This window comes from Pseudomonas sp. PME37.24/025 (assembly GCF_055556615.1).
In genome coordinates this window covers 105529-129652 of sequence record NZ_JBVHNK010000013.1, presented here as the reverse complement: position 1 = coordinate 129652, position 24124 = coordinate 105529, and the positions used below count along the sequence as shown (strand labels likewise).

17 protein-coding genes are annotated in these 24124 nt (G+C 58.0%); 9 read left to right on the top strand and 8 right to left on the bottom strand.

The genetic code is table 11. The features are described 5' to 3' along the window. Positions 1-74 precede the first annotated feature (74 nt). A complete protein-coding gene (locus tag ACZ3HH_RS23290; RefSeq protein ID WP_465808054.1) occupies positions 75-749 on the bottom strand; it encodes a histidine phosphatase family protein in 675 nt (224 codons plus the stop codon). A 382-nt stretch (positions 750-1131) separates the two neighbouring features. Here ACZ3HH_RS23290 and ACZ3HH_RS23285 point away from each other — a divergent pair, with 382 nt between their 5' ends. The 3 genes from ACZ3HH_RS23285 to hemB all read left to right on the top strand — a co-directional run bounded on the left by ACZ3HH_RS23285 (position 1132) and on the right by hemB (position 3912). Then, the gene (locus tag ACZ3HH_RS23285) at positions 1132-1839 is read left to right on the top strand and encodes a glutathione binding-like protein (protein ID WP_465808053.1); all 708 of its coding nucleotides are present in this window, start codon (positions 1132-1134) and stop codon (positions 1837-1839) included. Positions 1840-1862: 23 nt separating this feature from the next. Further along, positions 1863-2705, top strand: a complete 843-nt coding sequence (locus ACZ3HH_RS23280) for a PhzF family phenazine biosynthesis protein (protein ID WP_465808051.1) — start codon at positions 1863-1865, stop codon at positions 2703-2705. A gap of 232 nt (positions 2706-2937) precedes the next feature. Then, positions 2938-3912: a porphobilinogen synthase gene (gene hemB / locus ACZ3HH_RS23275; protein WP_465808049.1), complete on the top strand. Its 975-nt coding sequence runs from the start codon at positions 2938-2940 to the stop codon at positions 3910-3912. Positions 3913-3981: 69 nt separating this feature from the next. Here the strand turns inward: hemB and ACZ3HH_RS23270 are convergent, their stop codons facing one another. Continuing rightward, positions 3982-5511, bottom strand: coding sequence for an FAD-dependent monooxygenase (locus ACZ3HH_RS23270; protein ID WP_465808047.1), 1530 nt, complete (start codon positions 5509-5511; stop codon positions 3982-3984). Positions 5512-5704: 193 nt separating this feature from the next. Between ACZ3HH_RS23270 and ACZ3HH_RS23265 the strand changes: the two genes are divergently transcribed. Further along, a complete protein-coding gene (locus tag ACZ3HH_RS23265; RefSeq protein WP_465808045.1) occupies positions 5705-6799 on the top strand; it encodes a DUF1615 domain-containing protein in 1095 nt (364 codons plus the stop codon). Between the two features lie 79 nt (positions 6800-6878). On the opposite strand, the gene ACZ3HH_RS23260 is transcribed toward ACZ3HH_RS23265, so the two are convergent. Beyond that, positions 6879-7280 carry a hypothetical protein gene (locus ACZ3HH_RS23260; protein WP_465808043.1) on the bottom strand — a complete coding sequence of 134 codons (402 nt, stop codon included), beginning with the start codon at positions 7278-7280 and terminating at the stop codon, positions 6879-6881. A gap of 243 nt (positions 7281-7523) precedes the next feature. Here ACZ3HH_RS23260 and ACZ3HH_RS23255 point away from each other — a divergent pair, with 243 nt between their 5' ends. After that, positions 7524-8144 carry a glutathione S-transferase N-terminal domain-containing protein gene (locus ACZ3HH_RS23255; protein WP_465808041.1) on the top strand — a complete coding sequence of 207 codons (621 nt, stop codon included), beginning with the start codon at positions 7524-7526 and terminating at the stop codon, positions 8142-8144. Positions 8145-8305: 161 nt separating this feature from the next. Here the strand turns inward: ACZ3HH_RS23255 and ACZ3HH_RS23250 are convergent, their stop codons facing one another. Next, positions 8306-8746 carry a CBS domain-containing protein gene (locus ACZ3HH_RS23250; protein ID WP_007901706.1) on the bottom strand — a complete coding sequence of 147 codons (441 nt, stop codon included), beginning with the start codon at positions 8744-8746 and terminating at the stop codon, positions 8306-8308. A 361-nt stretch (positions 8747-9107) separates the two neighbouring features. Here ACZ3HH_RS23250 and ACZ3HH_RS23245 point away from each other — a divergent pair, with 361 nt between their 5' ends. Beyond that, the gene (locus ACZ3HH_RS23245) at positions 9108-14063 is read left to right on the top strand and encodes an NEL-type E3 ubiquitin ligase domain-containing protein (RefSeq protein ID WP_465808039.1); all 4956 of its coding nucleotides are present in this window, start codon (positions 9108-9110) and stop codon (positions 14061-14063) included. 101 nt (positions 14064-14164) lie between these two features. Here the strand turns inward: ACZ3HH_RS23245 and ACZ3HH_RS23240 are convergent, their stop codons facing one another. Beyond that, a complete protein-coding gene (locus ACZ3HH_RS23240; protein ID WP_465808037.1) occupies positions 14165-16873 on the bottom strand; it encodes an RHS repeat-associated core domain-containing protein in 2709 nt (902 codons plus the stop codon). Positions 16874-17068: 195 nt separating this feature from the next. Here ACZ3HH_RS23240 and ACZ3HH_RS23235 point away from each other — a divergent pair, with 195 nt between their 5' ends. Further along, entirely contained in the window at positions 17069-19429 is a 2361-nt protein-coding gene (locus ACZ3HH_RS23235) for a DNA polymerase II (protein ID WP_465808035.1), read from the top strand. Here ACZ3HH_RS23235 and ACZ3HH_RS23230 read toward each other — a convergent pair. From ACZ3HH_RS23230 to ACZ3HH_RS23220, 3 genes are all read right to left on the bottom strand, one after another. Next, the gene (locus ACZ3HH_RS23230) at positions 19394-19864 is read right to left on the bottom strand and encodes a DUF1810 domain-containing protein (protein ID WP_465808033.1); all 471 of its coding nucleotides are present in this window, start codon (positions 19862-19864) and stop codon (positions 19394-19396) included. The two genes, ACZ3HH_RS23235 and ACZ3HH_RS23230, sit on opposite strands and share 36 nt — an antisense overlap. Positions 19865-19894: 30 nt before the next feature. After that, on the bottom strand, positions 19895-20716 hold the full coding sequence (locus ACZ3HH_RS23225) for an aldo/keto reductase (protein ID WP_465808031.1): 822 nt from the start codon (positions 20714-20716) through the stop codon (positions 19895-19897). 168 nt (positions 20717-20884) lie between these two features. Further along, positions 20885-22033, bottom strand: a complete 1149-nt coding sequence (locus ACZ3HH_RS23220; RefSeq protein WP_465808029.1) for an aldose epimerase family protein — start codon at positions 22031-22033, stop codon at positions 20885-20887. A 250-nt stretch (positions 22034-22283) separates the two neighbouring features. On the opposite strand from ACZ3HH_RS23220, the gene ACZ3HH_RS23215 reads away from it, so the two are divergent. After that, positions 22284-23033 (top strand): hypothetical protein, encoded by a 750-nt coding sequence (locus ACZ3HH_RS23215; protein ID WP_465808027.1) that lies wholly within the window; start codon positions 22284-22286, stop codon positions 23031-23033. 290 nt (positions 23034-23323) lie between these two features. Continuing rightward, positions 23324-24109 (top strand): sulfite exporter TauE/SafE family protein, encoded by a 786-nt coding sequence (locus ACZ3HH_RS23210; protein WP_465808025.1) that lies wholly within the window; start codon positions 23324-23326, stop codon positions 24107-24109. Positions 24110-24124 lie beyond the last annotated feature (15 nt).

Sequence of the window (24124 nt, the reverse complement as noted above, 5' to 3'; positions counted from 1 at the left end):
CTGTGGGAGCGGGCTTGCCCGCGATGAGGCCGTGACAGGCACTATAAAACTCGAAGCACCACCACGATCACAGCTTACGTCGGACAGCTCTCCTGACCGTTATCCAGCCCTTGCTTGTAGCTGTGGCTCTGCAGGCTGGCCTTGCCGTTGCGCCAGGTCAGCGTGAGTACGTACAGCGAATCGTAGTCGCTGGATGCCCAGTCATCGGCGATGTTCTGTTTCTTGCCGACGGCTTCCCCTGCGACTTTATTGATCAGTTCGGGCAGGTAGCCATGGGACCAGGCCGTATAAATGACCGAGTTGTGATACTTGTCGTGCAGCAGTTCATCCGCCAGGTCGCTGGTGTCGTTGGCCGAGAAGTCGATGTTCACCGGCAAGCCGAGCTTGATTGCGCTGGGGCTTATGGTCATCAGGGGGCGGATGTAACTGTAGGAATTATCAAATTCGCCTTCTTCGACATTGCGCGTCGGGTTGGCGGCGAACACGTAGTTGGCCTTGCCGAATTTTTCCGGCAACAAGGTGGCCAGGTCGATGGCGCGATTCAGCCCCTGACAATTGAGCTGACCCAGGCCGCCGGCAGGTTTTTCCGCGTGGCGCAGAAATACCAGCGTCTGAGTGCCGTCCGCCGGTTGTGCGCGGCTTTCACTGGACTCCAGCGACAAAAACAACACGCTGGCCGCCAGCAGGGCAGGCAGGCAGATATAGGCGCGATGTTTGAAGCGTTGGGCGAATTTCAATAGATTCCTCATCCAATAGGTCATCTTCAGCGTATTCGGTTAGGGCTGACAAACCTTCATACCGCCAGCTCCCAGCATCCGGGTGTTTTCCATGTGGTTGACCCGGTCCGTTTCCTACGGGGCAATGCTCAGAGTCCTTTGAAGCCCTTTGGTTCGATCTGAGTGAGGTGCCCGGCACTTTAGCGGCAAACTTGAACGGATTGGCGGAAAGCTTATCGACAGGATGTTGCGGATTTATGGACACGGCATACACCTTACCCTTTGTAGGAGCTGCCGAAGGCTGCGATTTGTTGATCTTTCTCTTCGGCACCCCCCTGAGGGCGCCAAATGATCGCAGCCTTCGGCAGCCTCCTACATTATGATCTTCAGTCCGATTTTCTCGTGGATGCCCCTTATGACCGATTTGTCTGCATTCCCCATCACTCAAAAATGGCCGGCCCAGTACCCGGAGTGGATCCAGCTCTATTCCTTGCCAACGCCCAATGGCGTCAAGGTTTCCATCATGCTTGAGGAGATCGGGCTGCCCTACGAGCCGCATCGTGTGGGCTTCGAGACCAACGATCAGCTGTCTCCCGAGTTTCTGTCGCTGAACCCCAATAACAAGATCCCGGCGATCCTCGACCCCCACGGTCCGGGGGACAAACCGCTGGCGTTGTTCGAGTCCGGGGCGATTCTGATTTACCTCGCGGACAAGAGCGGGCAACTGCTGGCGAAGGAATCGGCGGCGCGTTACGAGACCATTCAGTGGCTGATGTTTCAGATGGGCGGTATCGGGCCGATGTTCGGCCAACTCGGTTTTTTCAACAAATTCGCCGGCAAAGACTACGAAGACAAGCGTCCCCGTGATCGCTACGTCGACGAAAGCAAGCGCTTGCTCCAGGTCCTTGATAGCCGTCTGCACGGACGCGACTGGATCATGGGCGAGCGCTACACTATCGCCGACATCGCGACCTTTCCGTGGGTACGCAACCTGATCGGCTTCTATGAGGCCGGTGATCTGGTCGGTATCCAGAATTTCCCCAACGTCACCCGCGTGCTGGAGCGTTTCCTGGCAAGGCCGGCGGTGATTCGCGGGCTGGAAATCCCCAAGCAACCTCTTTGAATCCCTCATCACCAAGGCAGGCAATGAGCTCATTCGATTTCAAGCAAGTAGATGTCTTCAGCCGCGTCGCGCTCAAAGGCAACCCGTTGGCGGTGGTATTGGGCGCAGACAGGCTTAGTGATGAGCGCATGGCGGCGTTCGCATCCTGGACCAACCTCAGCGAAACCACATTCGTGCTCGAACCCCGAGACCCCCGGGCCGACTATCGGGTACGCATCTTCACCACACTTCAGGAGTTGCCGTTCGCCGGTCATCCGACACTCGGCACCTGTCATGCCTGGCTCGAGGCCGGCGGGGTACCCAAGGGCGTGGAGATCATTCAGGAATGCGGTGTCGGACTGGTGCGGTTGCGTCGGCAGGGCGCTGAGCTGGCGTTTCTCGCGCCACCGCTGCTCAGGTCCGGTCCGGTGGACGCCGAACTGGTCGAGCGCTTACGGCGGGGCCTCGGATTGGCGCCGGGTGCGATTGTGCGGGCGCAATGGGTCGACAACGGTGCCGGATGGCTGGCGGTGATGGTCGAGGATCGTCAGCAGGTACTGGATTTGCAGCCGGATCATTCGCAGATGCTTGGCCTCGCCGTCGGTGTCATCGCGCCGTGGTGCGTCGAGCGCGATGGCGTCGATGCGCAGTTCGAAGTGCGTGCGTTCATCTCTGGCGACGGCATGCCAGAAGACCCAGCCACCGGCAGCCTGAACGCCGGGATTGCCCAATGGCTGCTCAGTGAAGGACTGGCTGCGGCGTCTTATGTCGTCAGCCAGGGCCTGACCATGGGCCGCTGCGGGCGGATTCAGGTCGAACAGGTGGGAGATGAGATCTGGATTGGCGGTGCGGTGGTGACCTGCATCAGCGGTACGATGACGCTTTAATCGCACCGAACCTGTGGGAGCGAGCCTGCTCGCGATGACGGACTATCAGTCGACATCATTGTTGTATGGTATGCCGCCATCGCGAGCAGGCTCGCTCCCACAGAGAATGCGGTGATTGTTACCGAAGCGGTAAGCGTTTTTCTGCTGCGCAAGGTTTGTGCCCCGCGCCTTGCAGCGCATAAGCTTCGCCCCCTACGACTTTTGTCTCATTCGCCGTTTTTCAGGAAGACCCATGCCCAGTCAGTTCCCCGAAGCACGTCCACGCCGTCTGCGCCGCAATGCGAGCCTGCGCAGCCTGTTCCAGGAAACCGAGTTCAGCTTGAACGACCTGGTGCTGCCGATTTTCGTCGAGGAAGAAATCGACGATTTCGTGCCGATCAAGAGCATGCCCGGGGTGATGCGCATTCCCGAGTCGAAGCTGGCCGGCGAGATCGAGCGTTACGCTCGGGCCGGGATCAAATCGGTAATGACGTTTGGCGTGTCCCATCATCTGGACAGCAACGGCAGCGACACCTGGAGCGACAATGGTCTGGTGTCGCGCATGTCGCGCATCGCCAAGGACGCCGTGCCGGAAATGATCGTGATGTCTGACACCTGTTTCTGCGAGTACACCGACCACGGCCATTGCGGTGTGCTGCACCACCACGAAGTCGACAACGACCAGACCCTGATCAACCTCGGCAAACAAGCCGTGGCGGCTGCCCGGGCCGGCGCTGATGTGATCGCTCCGTCGGCGGCCATGGACGGGCAGGTCCAGGCCATTCGCCGGGCGCTCGATGAAGCGGGTTTCAACCAGACCGCGATCATGGCCTATTCGACCAAGTTCGCTTCGGCACTCTATGGCCCGTTTCGCGAGGCCGGTGGCAGTGCGCTGAAGGGTGACCGAAAAAGCTATCAGATGAACCCGATGAACCGCCGCGAAGCCGTGCGGGAATCGCTGATGGACGAGCAGGAAGGCGCCGACGCGCTGATGGTCAAACCGGCCGGCGCGTACCTGGACATCATCCGCGACATCCGCGAAGCCTCGCGTTTGCCGCTCTCGGCGTATCAGGTGAGTGGCGAGTACGCGATGATCAAATTCGCCGCCCAGGCCGGGGCAATCGATGAAGACCGAGTGGTGCGTGAGAGCCTGGGGGCGATCAAGCGGGCCGGGGCGGATTTGATCTTCACCTACTTCGCGATGGACCTGGCCTTGGCCGGGATCTAATGATCACCACATAATCACTGTGGGAGCGAGCAAGCCCGCTCCCACATTTGATCTTCAGTGGTCCCGGGTTCAGCCGACGAAAGGCCGAATCTCACGGTCCCGGAAATATCGCTCAATCACCTTCGGATCGGCGCTGTACTCGGCAATCGCCACATACGTATCCGGCCGCAGCAGGTAAAAACCGTTGCGCGCCAGCCCCGCCGTTTCAAACACCGGCCGCCAGTCGAACACCTGCAATGGGAGGTGATGCTCGGTGCACCAGGCAATCATTTCATCGCTGGTCTCGCCATACACATGCACCTGCCAGGTTGGATTTTTCAGCGACTCGAAATTGTCTCCTTCACCGTCGTGGGCCCAGGGCAGACGATCACCGCCGTGAACATGGCCCGCAACCCCTTCGCTCAACGGCATGCCGCGATAGTTGAGGGTGGTCTGCGACACCGTGCGAAACATGAACTCCCGAACCGGTTCCAGCGAGATCATTTTCGGGATCAAAAAAGGTGCCACGCGCATCCGCACCAAGTCGGCAATTGGCCCATCGGCCGTGACGAAACTGAAGACCCGATCAGTGGTGGCTACCAGGCGCCGGGCAAAGGCGATGCGTTCGGTTTCATAACTGTCGAGCAGTTTGGGCGTGGCGCCGCCGCTCAACACTGTTGCGAGTTTCCAGGCCAGATTGATCGCATCGCCAATCCCGGTGTTCATGCCTTGGCCACCCGCCGGGCTGTGGACATGGGCAGCGTCACCCAATAGAAACGCGCGCCCTGTGCGAAAGTGATCCGCAACCCGGTGATGCACGCGGTAGGTCGAGAACCAGTTCACTTGATCTATCCGCAGCTTTAAATTCTCAATGGCCCGGCTGCTGACGTCTTCAAACTGGAGGTTTTCGGCGCGGTCGGCACGCTCGTCGCGAACCGTGCCGATCAGGCGGGCGCGACCTTCGTCGGACAAGGGGAAAACGGCGAGGAAGTCGGCTTCGTCGAGGTCCACATGCAGTTCACCGTTGAACGTGGGGCCACGAGCCTGCACATCCGCCACGTAGAAAATTTGCTGGTAGGTGCCACCCGGAAAACCGGTGTCCAGCGTCTTGCGCACAATCGACCGGGCGCCGTCGCAGCCGGCGAGGTAACAGGCCTGGCAGGTTTGCTGCTGGCCATCGGGCAAGCGCAGCCGGGCGGTGATGCCGTCGCTGGTTTCCTCGAAGCTTTGCAGTTCGGTATCGCGCTCCACCGTAATACCGAAGGCCTCCAGGCGTTCGATCAGCAGGCGTTCGTGCTCGTCTTGCGGATAGATTTCCAGAAACGCGTAGGGCGTCAGACCCTCGCCGATGGTGCTCAGCGGCAGGCGCGCGACGGGCTCGCCCTTGACCCAGAAATTCGCTGCGGCCACTTTATGGCCGTTTTGCACAACGGCGTCGCTGAGGTCGAGCTGGCTATACAGTTCCAGCGTTCGCGCCTGTACCGCCAGCGCACGTGAAGTGGTGCCGGGTGTCGACGTCTTGTCGATAATCCGCACCGCAATCCCCAGTTTGCTCAACCACAGCGCCAGTACCAGCCCGGTCGGGCCGGCACCGATGATCAGCACGTCGCTACGGTTCATGAGCCTGTCCTCCGCAGTATGTGGATCAAGTATGGTTCAGCCCGGATGCACGGGCCGCCCGGCTGCCCAACGGAAAAGACCACCCCTGTAGCGCTACAGCGCAGGGGAACAGTCCGCGACTGTCACAGTCATAGCCTGCGCCATGCCATTGATCGTATGGTTAACCCGGCTCAACGGATTTTGATGGAGCACCATGCAAGCCAATCGATTGATCATGAGCATCGCGGCGTTGTTGGTCCTGGCCGGTTGCGGTAGCCAACGCACGCAGGAATCGCCGGCCCGCAAGCCTGCCGAGGTCAAGGCAGAGATCATGCGTCTGCTCCCGGCCAAGACAGCTGACAGCCAAGGCTGGGCCACGGACATCTACGCGGCGTTTGCCGCGCAAAAGATTCCACCGACCACGCAAAACCTGTGTTCGGTACTCGCGGTCACTGAGCAGGAATCGACGTTTCAGGCTGATCCGCGGGTGCCGGGCCTGGGCAAGATCGCCCGGGACGAGATCGACCGCCGCGCCGCCAAGGCCCACATTCCCGGCCTGCTGGTGAGCGGTGCCTTGCAGGTAAGTTCCCCCAATGGCAAAAGCTACAGCGACCGGCTGAATGCCGCGCGCAGCGAAAAAGAGCTCAGCGCGATTTTCGATGACTTCATCGGCATGGTGCCCATGGGGCGGACGCTGTTCGATGGTTTCAACCCGGTGCACACTGGCGGGCCGATGCAGGTCAGCATCGATTTTGCAGAGCAGCAGGCGCGGGATTATCCCTACCCGGTGAACGGCTCGATTCGCCGCGAAGTGTTCACGCGTCGCGGCGGTATGTATTTCGGTATTGCCCACTTGCTCGGTTATCCGGTGAGCTACAAGCAGCCGCTGTATCGCTTCGCCGATTTCAACGCCGGTTGGTACGCCAGCCGCAATGCGGCGTTTCAGAACGCGCTAAGTCGTGCGACGGGTATTGCGCTGGCGCTGGATGGCGATCTGGTGCGCTACGGTTCGATCATGCCGGGCACCACGGAATTGGCGGTGCGCACTCTCGGCAAGCAGTTGGACATGCGCAACCTCACTATTCGGGATCAATTGGAGGAGGGTAAAGGTCTTGAATTCGAGGACACCAAGCTTTATCGGCGGGTATTTGCTTTGGCCGAACAGGCCGAAGGCCGGCCATTACCCCGAGCGGTGTTGCCGGGGATCCTCCTGCAAAGCCCGAAAATCACCCGTAAACTCACCACGGCGTGGTTCGCCAAGCGGGTCGATGAGCGTTATCAACGCTGCATGAAGCGCGCGGGGATGTAACCGAACCAAAAAATGACTATAAAAAAACCCGGCTGATGAGGCCGGGTTTTTTATTGAGTACTGCGGTAAATCCCTTCATTCAAGCAACGCGATTCTGGATCAGGCGATCCGAACCACCTTCAGCCACGCGATTCTGGATCAGACGATCGGAGCCACCCTCGGCGACGCGATTCTGGATCAGACGATCGGAGCCACCCTCGGCGACGCGATTCTGGATCAGGCGATCCGAGCCACCCTCAGCCACGCGATTCTGGATCAGGCGATCCGAGCCACCCTCAGCGACGCGATTCTGGATCAGGCGATCAGAGCCACCTTCAGCCACGCGATTCTCGATCAGACGATCGGAACCACCTTCAGCCAAACGGCTTTCAATCAGACGATCCGAACCACCTTCGGCGACGACCGGGTGAGCAGAGGAAGCGGCGAAAGCGTTAACTGCAAAAACCGAGAAAGCGATGCTGAGGAGGATTTGGCGTTTCATGGTGGTGTGCTCCGGGGTGTTATTGGTTGGGTATGGAGCGGATGTTACGCCGCGGATTTTTTATGAGAACTTCATTGACGTGATGGTGAACATCGACGCTGATGATGATTGCAACTACGGCCCTGTGGGCCTGCTCGCGAAAGCGGTACTGCATTTGACGGATGAATTGACTGGCCCACCGCTTTGGCCGAGCGCAATCTTCGGTAGCTGCTACAAAGAAAGAGTCGCAGAGGAGATTTAGTCATGTACCAGCTCTACGGGCATCAGAACTCAGGTGCGGCCGCCATCGAAGCCGCGTTGGAACTGTGCGAGGTTCCTTATCGCTTCATCGATGTTTCATCGTCCCCGGAGGCGGTTCAGGCATTGGAGAAGCTCAACCCGCTCAAACAGATTCCCACCCTGCAACTGCCCGATGGCGGTGTTCTGACCGAGAGTGCGGCCATCCTGATTCATCTGGGCCTCACGTTCCCGGAGTCGAACCTGCTGCCGGAAAACCCGCTCAAGCGTGATCAGGTTATTCGGGGCCTGGTGTACATCGTCAGCAATTGCTATGCGGCCATCGGCATCATCGATTACCCCGAGCGCTGGCTGGCCGAGGCGGACGAATCTGCCAGGGAAAACCTTATGGCCGGTGCCCGCCAGCGCCTGCACTGGAGTTGGGAGGTGTTTGCCGATCAGTTCGCCGGCAAATTGTACTTGGGCGACGGAACACCGGGCGCGCTGGATATCCTGGCGGCGGTGGTGACACGCTGGGCGGGCACTCGGGAGCACTTGCGCGGTGCGCGGCCGGGGTTCTCCGCCTGGCTCGAACGCTTCGACCGGCACCCTGCGTTGGCACCGGTTTTCGCGCGGCATTGGCCATAGGAACACATCAAACCTATGTGGGAGCGGACTTGTGGAGAGGGGGGGGTTGTGGCGAGGGAGCTTGCTCCCGTTGGGCTGCGAAGCGGCCCCAAAAAAGGAACTGCTGCGCATTTCAACGGGAGCAAGCTCCCTCGCCACAGGCAAGCCCCCTCGCCACAGAATCACTCGCCGCGAATGTACTGCTCCAACTGCCGAATCAGTTCAGCCTGTTCGGCAATGGCTTCCTTGACCAGGTCGCCGATGGACAGCAAGCCGATCAACTCTCCGTTTTCCACCACCGGCAAGTGCCGCAGGCGTTTTTCGGACATGATGCCCATGCAGGTTTCGACGGTTTGATGGGTGTCCACGGTGATGACCGGCGCCACCATGATGTCGCTGACCGGTGTGCCGACAGAGGAGCGCCCCTTGAGCACCAGTTTGCGCGCATAGTCACGCTCGCTGATGATGCCGACGACCTTTCCCTCTTTCAGCACCGGTAACGCGCCGACGTTTTTTGCGGCCATCACCATCAGCGCTTCCAGCACCATTTGATGAGGCGCAATGGTGTGGACTTCCTGATTTTGTTGGGCCTTTAACTTGAGCAGTTGGGCGACGGTTTTCATGACGGATTCTCGGGTGTTGTCGTTGTTCTTGAAGAATCGTAGAGACGCGCTCACAGAGCAAGGCAGAAAGCGGCACATACAGCGCGAAAAGCGTCATTCGGCGATTTTTCTTTCGTAAACGTCGCAATCCACCGGGAATGCGTCTGTTGGCCAGGAAAATAAAGACAGAGGTTGGGACAGGGCGCGCATCCAGTTTTGCAGCGCGTTGGCACGGGCGCGGTTTATGGTCGACATCGTTTGACCCCGGGCACTGGATGGCTATAGATTTTTTTAGCTAATACCTTGAAATAGATGAAGGAAAATAAAATAAGGAAATTCGAATAGGCTCGCACTTCCAATAGGTCATGGATGACTGGTCATTATGTTTGATGCTTTAACTGCTGCTAAATTTACACAACGTTCATTTCCTGAGTCTATTACTCAGAATCCGCACGCACCTTTCATCGCCAAGGCTATTCCAGGCTGGCTTTCAAGCACCCGCGCAGAAAATCGCGCCGGTTTAAAGCAGCTTGTTGGACCTGCCATGCCCTGGTATGACATGGCCTCGATGCAGTTACGTGATGAGATGAAAAGCGCGTTTGAGGAAAGTTGGGCGTCACAAAACGAAAGTAATAGAATTCTGAGCAAAATTCAGGAAATCGAAACATTCGCAGAACCACTTTTAATCACTGCGCTGAAAGATAAGTACAACATTACCCTGGATGTCAAAGCGACCTACCTGCGGCTATATTGTCCCAAGGGTATTATTGTCGGATTTGATGTGCGGACGCTGTCGCTGCTTGAGGCTGCGTTGCATAACTTCGAAGTTAAAGAAACCCGAGAGGGTTATTTCGACAGGGCGAGCGACTTCATTACGAAGCCTTCTGCTTCCGGGCAATTCGACGTCGTGCCGATCAAACATAAACTGTCTGTCGAGGCCTTCGCAGCGTTGTGTCGTGAACTGGATATCGGCGCGCGATACCAGGTTTACTTGAAGGCGTTCATGGGGTTCGCCAACCCGGCGGCGAGGGCGGTGTTACAAGGTAAAGTACAGACGAGTCAACGGGATGCGTTGCGTGCGGCCAGTGTTATGGCGCTCATGAAACGAGACATTGATCACGAAACTCATCGCACGCTGTTGAATTTGGTTGCGGGGCATCAAGCACTGACTTTGCACGGCAAACCGATGCACTGTTACGAGTTGACGATGATGGACACTGCCCTGACGGGTATTGTTCTGATTGCGGCGGACCTCGATCGCAGCCGTCAGACCGAACAAGTCATTGCCTATGTCCCCCATGACCCGGAACACCCGGTCAAACACTACCCCTCCCTGGCCAGGTTCGGCAGCGAACTGACCGCCCAATTACGTGTGCCTGAGTATCAGCGTTTTTTTAGCCGGTTTGTCCCTCACCAACAGCGTGGCACCTTCTTTTTCCAGCTCAATAACCGACTTTCAAGGATTCAATGGCATGCATCGTTGCCGTTTGAACAAAAGCCGGCGTGGCGTGACGAGCCAATTATCAATCCTGATCTGCAGATGGCATATCGGCAAAGCCGCGGTGACTTCTGGACCCATGACTTTCACCAGAAACTGAATAAAATCCTCAATGACGCTCGAGCGATGGCGGTTCCCACTGGCGATGAGGATGAAAAATCCCGTTGGGCACGGTGGGATAGTTTTCAAAAAATTGCCGTAGCCGTTCTTGAAGTGGCCGCTTTTGTGGCAGCGCCCTTCGTGCCTTTGCTTGGCGAACTGATGCTGGCCTATACCGCCTATCAACTGCTTGATGAAACGTTCGAAGGGATTGTCGAGTGGTCAGAAGGGCAGCGAAGCGAAGCTGCCGGGCATTTGATCGGTGTGGCTGAAAGCCTGATCCAGTTGGGTACATTTGCGGCAGGAGGAAAAGTGGTGGGCGCTCTGTTGTCGCTCAAGCCGTCGCCTTTTATCGAGCGCATGCGGGTCGTGGAAACGAGTGATGGTCGGTTGCGATTATGGGATCCGGATCTGGGGCGCTACGCACAATCGGTCACACTTGATGAGGCTGTGCGGCCAGATGAAAAGGGCATTTATCGGCATGCAGGAAAGGAGGTGCTGTCGCTCGATGGCAGGCAGTTTGTGGTTGAGCCTGATCCTGGATCGGACCAGTACCGCATCCAGCATCCCCGACGGGCCGACGCCTACGCCCCGCGTCTTGAACACAACGGCGTTGGCGCGTGGGTGCATGAGGTTGAGCGTCCTCAGGCATGGCAGGGCGTTAACCTGATGCGACGCCTGGGACATCGCGTCGATTCGTTTTCCGATCAAACCCTGGAGCAGATCCGGATCGTCAGTGGCGTTGACGAAGCGGTATTGCGCAAGTTGCATGTCGAGCATGAGCGGCCGCCGGCGTTGCTGGTCGCAACCATCAAGCGTTTTACCGCTGACCAGGAGGTTAAAACCTTCATCGAGCGGATGAGCAGCCATGATCCGCAAGTGTATGGCCAGGCCGATACGCAGACTCAACTGGAACTGCTGACGCGTCATCGCAAGTGGCCGAAGAACCGTATCGTGCAGTGGCTCGACGCTCAAGACGAGGTGCTCTGGCAGTCTTCGCCAGACTTGGGCGAACCGATGGTCAAGGTCAGATCCGGGCAGTCCGGTTACAACGATCTGGCCGCAACTTTGCTGTCCCAACTGCAAGATCAGGAGGTCAAGACGCTGCTGGATGAAGCGTTTGGCGATGGAGCCATCGCCCTGAATGTGCGGGCGACCAGACTGCGCGCGCTCATTGCCACGGCAGCCAGGGAGCAAAAAACCGCGTTGGCGGATGCTCGCTTCAGACTCGATGAATCGCCAATCGATCCTGACCTTGTGGCGCACGTTGAATTGTTGCTTCGCGATTTTCCTCAAATGCCGGGTGCCTTCATGGATGAGCTGCTGGTCGGCATCACCGAGGCAGAACGACGACAGATGAGCGACGAGCAACGTTTGCCGTTACGTCTGCGACAGAAGGCCCGCACGGCGATGCGTGAATGGCGGATTGTCCGGGCATATGAGGGGTTGTATTTGCCCTCGAGCGCGAATCTGGATACCAGTCGGCTGGCGTTGCACAGTCTCGAGCGACTGCCAGGCTGGTCGCCCGGGGTGCGCATCGAGATGCGCAACCAGTCGTTCGATGGGCCGCTGCTCGACAGTATCGGGCCGGAGCACGCGCCCATTCGCAAAGTTCTGGCGCGAACCACGCAGAACACCTTTCAACCCTATGACGAAGAGGGAAATACACTGCATGGTGCTGACGATTTCTATACCGCCCTGCTACAAGCCTTGCCTGATGCCGCGCGCAAGAAACTGGGCCACGAAATTGGTCAAGGTATCCAGTTGCGACAGACATTGCAGAACGCACCGCTGACACATGCGCAGTTGCGCGAAATTCTTCCCGATCCCTCCGTGCGAGATGTTTTGGACACCGCAGCCGCAACCCGTTTGCGCGGAGCCGTTCAGGGGTATGCGCGGATCAATGAGCCTCTGCTCGGTACGGGGGGGACGTTGAGCCTGGAGGATCGGTTCAAGGTGCTGTATCCGCAGGCGAGTGCGGACACGTTTGCCGATTTTGTCCGATCATCCGGCTCGCAGGCTCAGGCGTTGCGGGTCATCGGCGAACGGGAGTTGGAGTTCGAGGAACTGACCGGAACCCTGGATAGCTGGGTGGCGATCGAGCGAGGCGAGCTTCTGCCCATGGATCAGCGCTACCACAAGGGGCGCTTTTCCAAGGCGATCAAGCAATGCTGGCAGGCTGCACAAACGTCGGGGCCGGACGGCTACGCCCTGGACCTGGATTTTCACTGGACGAGTGATTTTCTGGAGTATTTGCCAGCGTTGAACGCTGATTTCCGGCATGTCAGTTCGCTGCAGTTCCGCCATGTCGAATTGCGTACCGATATCACCGGTTTACTGCATTACTTCCCCAATCTGAGGGCGCTGGACTTGAGTGACAACGCGCTGGTCGCGCCCCCTCGCTGGCAGGAAAATTTGCCGGCGCTCGAGAGTCTGAACCTTTCCAACAACCAACTGACGCTGACCGCTGAAAACGTGGCGGATATGGCTGGCCTGACCCGTCTGCAAACGCTGAGATTGGCTGGCAACTCCGAGCTGTCGCAGGTACCGGATGTCAGCCGGATGGCTGATCTCCAACTGTTGGATTTGCACGATACCGGTCTCACGGATTGGCCCACCGGCCTGCTCACGCTGCCGCGACCGCACGCCTTTGAACTAGATCTGCAGGGCAATCCGATTGAACAGGTGCCCCAGGTGACACCCGGTTCGGAGCAGGCACGTCTTGTTGCTCGCACCCGCTTGAGCCGCGATCGGTTGTCTGATCAAGGTCGTGAACAATTTCAGGGCTATATGCGCTCGGTAGGGTACGACCCGGCACGCAGTTACCCGCCCAAGGGCGAGGAAACCAGTGTGTACTGGCTGGAAGGTTTGTCGGGCGTACAACGAGAAGGCAGGCAAGCGACCTGGGATGAGCTTGAAGGGGAGCCGAATGCCCAAGGTTTTTTCGAAGTGCTGGAGCAACTCTCTGACTCAGCCGATTATGTCGAACAAGCCAATCGTCCCGGGCTGACGCAACGGGTGTGGCGAATGCTCGACGCCGTCGCCCAGGACACTCCGCTGCGTGAAGAGCTGTTTCGTATGGCGAGCAACCCTGATTCATGCGCCGACGCCGGTGCGCAGATTTTCAATGAAATGGGGATCAAAGTACTGGTTCACGAAGCGTATCTGGCCGACAGCCCTGAGCAGGTGGAAGCCAGCCTGTTCAGGTTGGCGAAGGGCAAGTCCCGTCTGGATCAGGTCAATGAAATCGCCCGCGCCACCGTCCAGTCCCGATTGCAGGCCGGTGAAACCTTTATGGCGATCGATGAAGACGGGGACATCACCGGGACTATCGACGAAGTGGAGGTTTATCTGGCATTTCAGACCGGTCTGGCGGATCGACTTGAACTGCCGTGGCAGTCGCGGGGGATGTTGTTCCGGGAGATGGCCGAGGTGGGTAACGCACAGATAGATCAGGCGTATGAATCGGTTTTGACGCTTGAGGCGGGTGAGGGGCTGGTGAACCGGATCATCGAACAGCGGTTTTGGCGCAAGTACCTGAAAAGTCGCTATCCACGAGAGTTTGCGCAAAACTCGGCGGTATATAACGAAAAGTCCGATGTGTTGCTTGATCGGCACCTGACAGGTTCACTTTCTCCGCAGGCCTATGATTATGAACTCACTGAGTTGGCCTTCGCGCACAAGGCTTTGCTCAGGACATTGACTCGTACAGCGATGAACTCGACAGGTACCCGACAGTAATCTGGGCCCGCCGATTACCTCGGATTGCCAGTCAACGCTCCTGCTTTCAGAAGCGTTGACTGGCAATGCAAACTGCTACGCGATGTCCGTACGTAACATTGTCAACCTGGGTACTCCTCAACAATTTTCTTCCACTGGGCATGAGACAAATCTCCTCGCCCTGTTGGAATATTTATTCCACGTCCACCGTTGTAGGAATCAACCAATATGTTGGCGCAGTTGAAACAGCCCGGAAAAGCTATTGCGGCTTTTTCGTTAACCAATTTTTGAGTGACGATGGTGAGATGCTCAAGTTGTTGGCCAAGATTGGGGATCATCAGCGCGGCTATATTGAGCATCTTTACTTCTGCATGAAAACCCGGAAGTCCTGCTCCTTGGGGGATATATCCATCGCTTTGAGTGATATGACTTTCAACGAACTCTCTTGTCAGTGGGTGGAGCGGAGATGCTTCATATTCGACTCCGCTCATGTCCAATGTCTCATTGGTGCTTGCCTTATAAATTTTCACTGGAAACGTTTTATCGTTGAAAGCGGTCCTGTATTGTTTATTCAATTCAGGAAGGAACTGATGTGGCTCGACTTTCAGTATCCCTAGATTCGCTGGATTTCCGGGTCCCATGTCAGCGTTGAACGGTTTATGAATCGAGACACCAGGTATGGCTGCCACTCCGCCTTTGGGTAGCGGTATGTTGAAAACGTCGGTAGCACTGACGGTATTTTCAGGATCTCCATCCGAGTATTCAAAACCGGCATGGGCGACAAGATCGCCAAGCAATTTCTTTGAAAACCTCGCATCCGGAAAATTCTTGTAGTGTTCTTCCGCCGCTTTCTTCTGTTTGGTCACAGTACCGCCGGTGGGTGGAGGGCGCAAAGTGTTGGTCGTCAATATTGACGTTGTCCTGTTACTCATGCGCTGCGGAAAATCCCCGGTCAGCCCCAACTTGTCTACAAGCGTCATCGGGTTATTACCCACCATCGCATACAGATTCAACCCATCCACAGCCCCCGCCGGATCGGCGCTGATCCAGCGTTGCAACCACGGTGCGTAATAACGCCGTCCGTAGTAGTAAAGTCCGCTGCCATCCATCTCCTTGCCCGAATAGCGGATGGTTTTGTAGCTGACTTCCCGCTCCGAATTCGCTGTCAGCGAGGCCGTGCCGCCAAAGGGATAATAGTGTTCGTGACTGATCAGACGGGCCGTTTGATCGAGTTCGATGAGGCTGGAACCCTGGCTGTCGTCGAGACAGTAGCGCACCTGATTGGCATCGATGTCTCCCGGTTTACCGCTGAGCCAATGCAGGCAACGCACGTTGCCAATCACGTTCGGCAAGGTGATGACGTGTAGCTCTTCACCCGTGTCGCGGGTGCGTATTTCCAATCCGGGAAGGTAGCGCACTTCGTGAAAATGGCTGGTCGATGACGTATGGGTTTCGTGGCGTTTATAGACACGTTCGCCATTGCTGTAGCGATAGGTTTCCTTGTCGTCGAGGCCGGTCTCGCGTTCGATCATCGTGATGGAGGCCAGCTCATTACGGCTGTTCCAGTGCAAGGCCTGACCCGGCTGCAAGGCCTGGAGATTGCCATGACGGTCAAATAACCTGGAAAAATCCGGTTCAGGGTCTTCCTCCTTCCAGCGCACCCCACGGTTGCTGGACGGATCAATGCGCATCTGATGGGTATAACCGCCTACCGCGCGGCCATGAGTCAGCCTGATCAGGTTGCCGCCCGTGTCGTACTCGTAGGTTTGTGTGTAGTTCAGGAGACTGTTAGGGTCATTCGGCAACGGGCGGCCCGGCATGCTGGACGGCGGGAGGGTGTCATGGCCGGTGGCGCTCGTCAGCCGGTACAGCGAGTCATAGGTGAACTTGCGGGTTCCATCGATGTACTGGTTGGCGAAGAACACCGGATTAAAGGTGTGATCTTTAATGCACAGCACGTTGCCGACCTTGTCATAGCCGTATTCCAGATCTTGCCGCAGGGCCTGGCCAGGCACACCGGCCTTCATGAGTGTCAGCCGACTATCCGCTTGGTCGTAGATCCAGAATTTGGCCACGCCGTTGCCGAGTTGTTGTTCGATGACCTGGCCGGCGGCGTTGTACTTCGCGTCCTTGAGGATGTCCTGAATGGTATTGCTGGCATCGATTTGCAGCGTCACGTGCTTGAGTTGCCCGGCAATGTCATAGCGTGAATGCTGCTGATGGTTGCCGGCATCCGTCTGGCTCAGAGACTTGCCGTCTGCACCGTAAAGCCATCGTGTGGTGTAGACGCTACCATCGAATAAGGTGCGGGTTTCGGCAAAAGGCAAGTATTGCAAGCTGAAGGAACCGAATGCCATCGACCCCGAAGGATCGACTTTTTGGGTCAACTGCCCTCGCAGGTTATGCCCAGGGGCCGCATCTGCCTTTGCATAGGTAAAGACCTCGACGTTCGGTTGAGCATTGACGTCAACCGCCAACACGCGCAATCGATCATCGTAGGTCGTTCGCCATTGATTGCCGCGCCCATCCCAGCGACTGAGGACTTCACCAGCAATCCCGAGCAGGCTCAGGCGCCAACCAGAGTCGACGCTGTCGACCTTCAGCGGTTGACCGGCCAGGCCATGGATCGTCGTCAGATTAGGCCTGGAGCCATACAGACGTGGATCCCAGTGCTCCACCGGTCTGCCTGCGACGTCATGACGCTGTCGGGTGATGAGTGTTTCCAGAGGCGCGCCAACGCTCTTGCGCAGGTAGGCCACCTGGCGAACTGCCAAGGCGCGGCCATCATTGACAGAAATTGAAGGAGTTTTCCGATGCACGGTGAGATCCATCTTTCAACCTCCGTCAATGCGTTGCATGGGGCAGGGCAAAGGGTTTCTCCAAGGCTCGATGCTATCAACGCACGAGAGGTATGTAACCTGTCAGATATGACAGGTCAGAAGGGGCAGCACCTGCCCCAATGCATCCACACAGCTGCCCAATGGCGCGTAGAATCATGCCTCTGAATCAATTTTGAGGTTGCAGTGGTGGATTTACAGCAGGGCTTCGTCCTGACCCGGCATTGGCGCGATACCCCGGCCGGCACGGAAGTCGAGTTCTGGCTGGCGACCGATGCCGGTCCCCGACGCATTCGCCTGCCGCATCAACCGTCGGTAGCGTTCATTCCGGCAGTCCAACGCGAGCAAGCCGAAGCGCTGCTGCGCGGCGAGAAAAACCTCGAGCTGAAGCCCTTGACGCTGCTGGACTTTGAACATCGCCCGGTGCTTGGCCTGTATTGCCAGCAGCACGGTCAGTTGATGCGTCTTGAAACGACGCTGCGCAAATCAGGCGTCGATGTATTCGAAGCCGACATCCGCCCGCCGGAACGCTACATGATGGAGCGTTTCATCACCGCGCCCGTTCTGTTCGGCGGCACACCCAGCGCCGAAGGCCTGCTGCTCGACGCGCAAATGAAACCCGACCCGGGCTACCGACCGAAGCTCAGGCTGGTCTCGCTGGACATCGAAACCACCGCCCAGGGCGAGTTGTATTCCATCGCCCTGGAAGGCTGCGGCGAGCGTCAGGTGTACATGCTCGGGCCACCCAATGGCGATGACAGCGAGGTGGATTTCCAGCTCGAATACTGCGACTCGCGAACTCTGCTGCTGAAAAAACTCAATGAATGGTTCGCCCGGCATGATCCCGACGCGATCATCGGCTGGAATGTCGTGCAGTTCGATCTGCGCGTACTGCACGAACATGCTCGCCGCTTGGCGGTGCCGCTGAAGTTGGGGCGTGGTGGCGAAGAAATGCAGTGGCGCGAGCATGGCAGCCGAAATCATTACTTCGCTTCGGCCGCCGGCCGTTTGATCATCGACGGCATCGAGTCGCTGCGCTCGGCGACCTGGAGCTTCCCCTCGTTCAGCCTGGAAAACGTCGCACAAACCCTGTTGGGCGAAGGCAAGTCGATCGACAACCCCTACCAGCGGATGGACGAAATCAATCGCATGTTTGCCGAGGACAAACCGGCCCTGGCGAAGTACAACCTCAAGGACTGTGAACTGGTGACGCGGATCTTCGCCAAGACCGAGTTGCTGACCTTCCTGCTCGAGCGCGCCAGCGTCACCGGTTTACCGGCGGACCGCAGCGGTGGCTCGGTGGCGGCGTTCACTCACCTGTATATGCCGTTGATGCACCGTCAGGGCTTCGTCGCGCCGAACCTCGGCGGCAAACCACCGGAGGCCAGCCCCGGCGGTTTTGTCATGGACTCGCAACCCGGGCTGTACGAATCGGTGCTGGTACTCGACTACAAAAGCCTCTATCCGTCGATCATCCGCACCTTCCTGATCGACCCGGTGGGCTTGATCGAGGGGCTCAAGCATCCCGACGACAGCGAGTCGGTGTCGGGTTTTCGCGGTGCGCGTTTCTCAAGAACCCGGCATTGCCTGCCTGCCATCGTCGCCCGGGTCGCCGAAGGCCGCGAAACCGCCAAGCGCGAACGCAATGCGCCGTTGTCCCAGGCCCTGAAGATCATCATGAATGCCTTCTACGGCGTGCTCGGTTCCAGCGGTTGCCGATTCTTCGATACACGGCTGGCCTCGTCCATCACCTTGCGCGGCCACGAGATCATGTTACGTACCCGTCAGTTGATAGAGGCCCAAGGCCATGCGGTGATCTATGGCGACACCGACTCGACCTTCGTCTGGCTGCGACGCGCCCACGGTCAGGCAGAAGCCGCGCAGATCGGTCACGCGCTGGTGGATCACGTCAACCAGTGGTGGCGCGAGCATGTGAAACAGGAATACGGGCTGGAAAGTGCCCTGGAGCTGCAGTTCGAAACCCACTACAAGCGCTTTCTGATGCCGACCATTCGTGGCGCCGAGGAGGGCAGCAAGAAACGCTATGCCGGATTGGTCACCCGCGCCGATGGCACCGATGAAATGGTCTACAAAGGCCTGGAAACCGTGCGCACCGACTGGTCGCCGTTGGCCCGGCAATTCCAGCAGGAGTTGTACCTGCGCATCTTCAATCGCAAGCCCTATCAGGATTACGTACGTGACTATGTGCGCAAGACGTTGGCCGGTGAATTCGACGAGCGCCTGATCTATCGCAAGCGCCTGCGTCGCACCCTCGATGACTATCAACGTAACGTGCCACCGCATGTGCGGGCCGCGCGGATCGCCGACGACTACAACGACCAGCAAGGGCGCCCGCGGCAATATCAGAACGGCGGCTGGATCAGTTATGTAATCACCGTCGCCGGCCCCGAGCCGCTGGAAATCCGCAGCGCGCCCATCGATTACGACCATTACGTCACTCGGCAGCTGCAACCGGTGGCGGATGCAATCCTGCCGTTCGTGGATGACGATTTCTCAACGCTGATTGGTGGGCAACTGGGCCTGTTTTGAGTCCAGCAGCGACAACGTCCAGCCATCCGGTATGCCGTGAAAATACTGATCCAGCGCCTGATGGAACAGGCTGCCTTTTGGCGAAACCTGGGCGAACAGCGTCATCGATGAGTGAAACTTGAGGTTATCGGGATGGCCGAAAATCTTGGCGATCGACTGATGAGGAACGTCCAGGACCAATTGCGTGCACATGCGCAAGCGTGGCCCCAGCAACGGATGCTCCAGGTACGCCGTGGCTTCTTCGCTGGAGCGAATGGCAAAGTAGCGGGACATCTCGCTGTCGCCCAGCCCGGAAAACTGCGGAAAGATAAACCACATCCAGTGCCGGCGCTTCTGGCCGGCGCGCAGTTCCTCCTGCACCCACTCGAACACAGGGTCCTGCGCCTGGACGAAGCGTGGCAAATTGAAAGCGTCGAGCTGATCGGTACTTCTCATGCCGATGCCCTCTGACAGCACCGCGATGGCTCAGACCATGGCCAACCGCTGCTTGCGTTGTGGCGCGCGAAAAGCTTGGTCCAGCGCCTCCAGATCCCCGACCTCAAGCCGCAATTGCGCCGCTTGCGCATTGAGCTGTACGTGCTCGGGACGGACCGCCTTGGGGATGGCGATCACGCCGTTCTGACGCAGAATCCATGCCAGCGCTACCTGCGCAGGTGTCGCCTCGTGACGGGCGGCAATCTGCTTGAGCGTCGAGTTGGCCAGCATGTGCCCGCCCTGGCCGATCGGACAATAGGCCATCACCGGCATCCCTTGGCGTTGGCTCCAGGGGAGCAAATCAAATTCGATGCCGCGCTCTTCCAGGTTGTACAGCACCTGATTGGTGGCGCAGGCCGGGGAGGCCAGTTCTTCCAGGTCATCCAGATCGAAATTGGACACGCCCCAACGGCCGATCTTGCCGTCTTCGCGCAGGCGTTCAAAGGCTTCGACGGTTTCCTCAAGCGGATAGTCGCCGCGCCAGTGCAACAGGTAGAGATCGATGTGATCGGTATTCAACCGCCGCAGGCTGCGTTCGCAAGCCTTGGGGATGCCTTTGCGGCTGGCGTTGTAGGGATAGACCTTGCTGACCAGAAAGACCTGATCACGCAGGCCGGCGATGGCTTCACCCACCACCTCTTCAGCGCCTCCTTCAGCGTACATTTCAGCGGTGTCGATCAGGGTCATGCCCAACTCAATGCCCAAACGCAACGCTGCAACTTCCTTTGTGTGTCGGGAGCGTTCCTCTCCCATGCGCCAGGTTCCTTGGCCGATGACCGGCACATTGCTGCCGGCCAACTCAAGAGTACGCATGAATCCTCCTTACCGAAGCCCGATCGATACTTCAGTTGGCAGCAAAATAGCCCGGTGGTTCCGTGGATATGTCGAAAGATCGCAGCCTGCGCCAGCTCCTACAGGGGCGGGGGCATACCCGATATTCGGGGCCGGTGTAGGAACTGCCGAAGGCTGCGATTTTTTGATCTACAGGGTAGAAAACTTATACACCGTAGTCTGGCTATAGCGCTTGCCCGGATCCAGCCGTGTGGACGGGAAATTCGGCTGGTTCGGCGAATCCGGATAATGCTGCGTTTCCAGAGTAAATGCCCCCCAATGCGGATAGATCTTGCCAGCCTTGCCCTTGACCGTGCCATCGAGGAAGTTGCTGGTATAGAACTGCACACCCGGTTCAGTCGTGTAGAGCTGCAACCGGCGCCCGGATTGCGGATCGCTGACATCGGCGGCGAGTTTGCCCAGATCACCCTTGGCGTCCAGCACCCAGTTGAAATCGAAACCGCCTTGTTTCGGTTCGGCGAACTTCAGTTGCGGGTGATCAGCCTTGATGTGTTGACCGATGGCGGTCGGTTGGGTGAAGTCCATGGGCGTGCCGGCGACCGGGGCCAACTCACCGGTGGGGATCAGTTTGCCGGTGACCGGCGTGTAGCGGGTTGCATGCAAGGTCGCAAGCTGCTTCAGGACGTCGCCATTGCCCGCGCCGGCCAGGTTGAAATAACTGTGGTTGGTCAGGTTCAGCACTGTGGGTTTGTCGGTGCTGGCCTTGTACTCGATGCGCAGCTCATTGTTCTCGGTGAGGCTGTAGGTGACTTCAGTTTGCAGGTTGCCCGGGAAACCCATTTCATCGCCCGCCGACAGGTATGTCAGGGTCACCCCCACCGAATCCTTGCCTTTGCTCGGTTCGGCTTTCCATACACGCTTGTCGAAACCCTGGGCCCCGCCGTGCAGTGAATTGCTGCCGTCGTTGAGTGGCACTTGATAGCGTTTGCCGTCCAGTTCGAATGCGCCGTTGGCCAGGCGGTTGCCGAAGCGGCCGATGGTTGCGCCGAAGTACGCGGTGCCGCTTTGATAACCCTGCACATCATCGAAGCCCAGCACCACATCGTCGAGCTTGCCGTTTTTGTCCGGCACTTTCAGCGACTGCAGAATCCCGCCGTAGGTAATGACCGTGGCTTGCAGGCCATGGCTGTTGCGCAAGATGTATTGCTCGACGGGCGTGCCGTCATTGGTTTTGCCAAAGGCTTTGTGTTCGCTGGACAAGCCGGCGGCGTGAGCGGGGAGGGTGGCGATCATCAGGGACAGTCCGAGGCTGGAGAGCAGGTATCGAGATTGAGGCATGGTTGACCTTCCTTTTTGTTGTTTTGTGAGAAGTAGTCATACTAATAATCGAGTGTTAACGCGATCAAGGAAGGATTTATAGCTTATTCATGCAGTGTTGCAATTATAAAGTATGACTAATGTGCGAGCGCTTTCACGGTGATCAGCGTTTACGGACCACCGGCACTGCACTTTTCCAGCTTTCACGGTTCTATCCTTGGCCAGCCCGCGGCGATCCCCACCGCCGGCCCATGCCCAAGTTCAAGAACCCATGGCTCGAGTTTTACCCCGCTTTACCCCGCACATTCGCCGTTATTGCTGGCTGCTGATTGGCCTGTCGATGCTCTTCGCCAGTGGCTGCAGCCATCAGCCGGGCAACGATATCGTCAGCCAGTTTCGCAACGGCCAACCTCAGGAATTCCTCCAGACCAGCGTCGACCGTATGGCGACCCTGACGATGCGTGACAACCTCGAAAGCCTCTACCTGCTGATGAACAAGCTCTACCTGCGCAACCCGGAGGAGCTGAAGAAATCCGGCTTCCTCGATGTCGGCACCGCGGAAAAACAAGTGCGCATGGCCATCGAACAACAAGAGCCGCTACCCACTCTTGGCGACAAAAAAGACCTCGCCGCGCTGAGCTACGCCATGAGCCCGGAATTCCTCGGCGACCGGGTCGGTGCCTTCATCTATGCCATCGGCAGCATGCTGGTGACGGCCCATGGCAATCGGCTGGAGTTCTACATGACGGATGCGATCAACCCGACTTTCGTCAGCAATGCCGCGCGCAACATCGAAAAAGCCACCTGGATCTTGAGCCAGCGGCAAAACAAGCAAGGCGAGCCCTTGCTGTTTTCCAACGAAATCTCGGAGGAGGGCAGCAACCTGAGTTTTGCCGTGGAGTTCGGCAAAATCGTCGCACGGCTGGACCTGCTGACCCAGATGCTCGACGAACGCTACCGACGGATCGGCCTCAACTACGCCCAGAGTTTGCTGTTTTTGAATTTCTTGCCGGTGCAATGAAACGAGTGCTGAACCCAATCCCCGTGGGAGAGAGCTTTTGTGGGAGCTGGCTTGTCGGATCGCCGCACCGCTGCGATGGCATCAACTCGGTTCGACGTTAAACCCAGCCGTCTGCATCGCAGGCAAGCCAGCTCCCACAAAAGCTCGACCGCACAGGGATTTGAAAGAAAGAAGATCGTGTTCCGGCCCAATGAGTTGGCATAACGATAGACCGCATCGATATAACTGGTTATAAGAAAAATCGCTATGCTGCGAGCCGGTTATTCTCCTGCGATTCTCTAGGCGTATTAATGGAATTCGGTAATTTCGGGTTGGTCGTTGCAGGTCTGGTGGTCGGCTTTATTGTCGGCATGACCGGCGTCGGGGGCGGTTCGTTGATGACCCCCATTCTGTTGTGGTTCGGCGTCAACCCGGCTACAGCGGTGGGTACGGACTTGCTGTACGCGGCCATTACCAAATCCAGCGGCGTGCTGGTTCATCGCAAGAACAAGAACATCGATTGGGCGATCACCGGTTGGCTGACCCTCGGCAGTGTGCCGGCAGTGGCGCTGACGCTGTGGTTCCTCAGCACTTTGCAGACCTCACCCGAGGCGATGAACGCCGTCATCAAACAAGCCTTGGGCTTCGTATTGTTCGCCACGGCGCTGGCGATTTTCTTCAAGAAACGCTTGCTCGATTTCGCCCACAAACGGGCGGGCGGCCACTACAACCCCAGCGGCTCGCGGTTGAATGTACTGACCGTCATCACTGGTCTGGTCTTGGGCACCATGGTGGCCCTGACCTCCATCGGCGCCGGCGCCCTGGGCACCGTCGCGCTGTTCATTCTGTATCCGCTGCTGCCTACCCGCCGCCTGGTTGGCACCGAAATCGCTCACGCAGTGCCCCTGACCCTGGTCGCCGGCCTTGGCCACGCAAGCATGGGCAACATGGATTGGCACGTCTTGGGCTACTTGCTGGTCGGTTCGTTGCCGGGGATTTACCTGGGCAGCCACTTGACCGGGCGCATCTCCGACGAACTGCTGCGTCCGTGCCTGGCCACGATGCTGGTGTTGATCGGCTACAAACTGGCGTTCTGATCCGGCACCGTATAG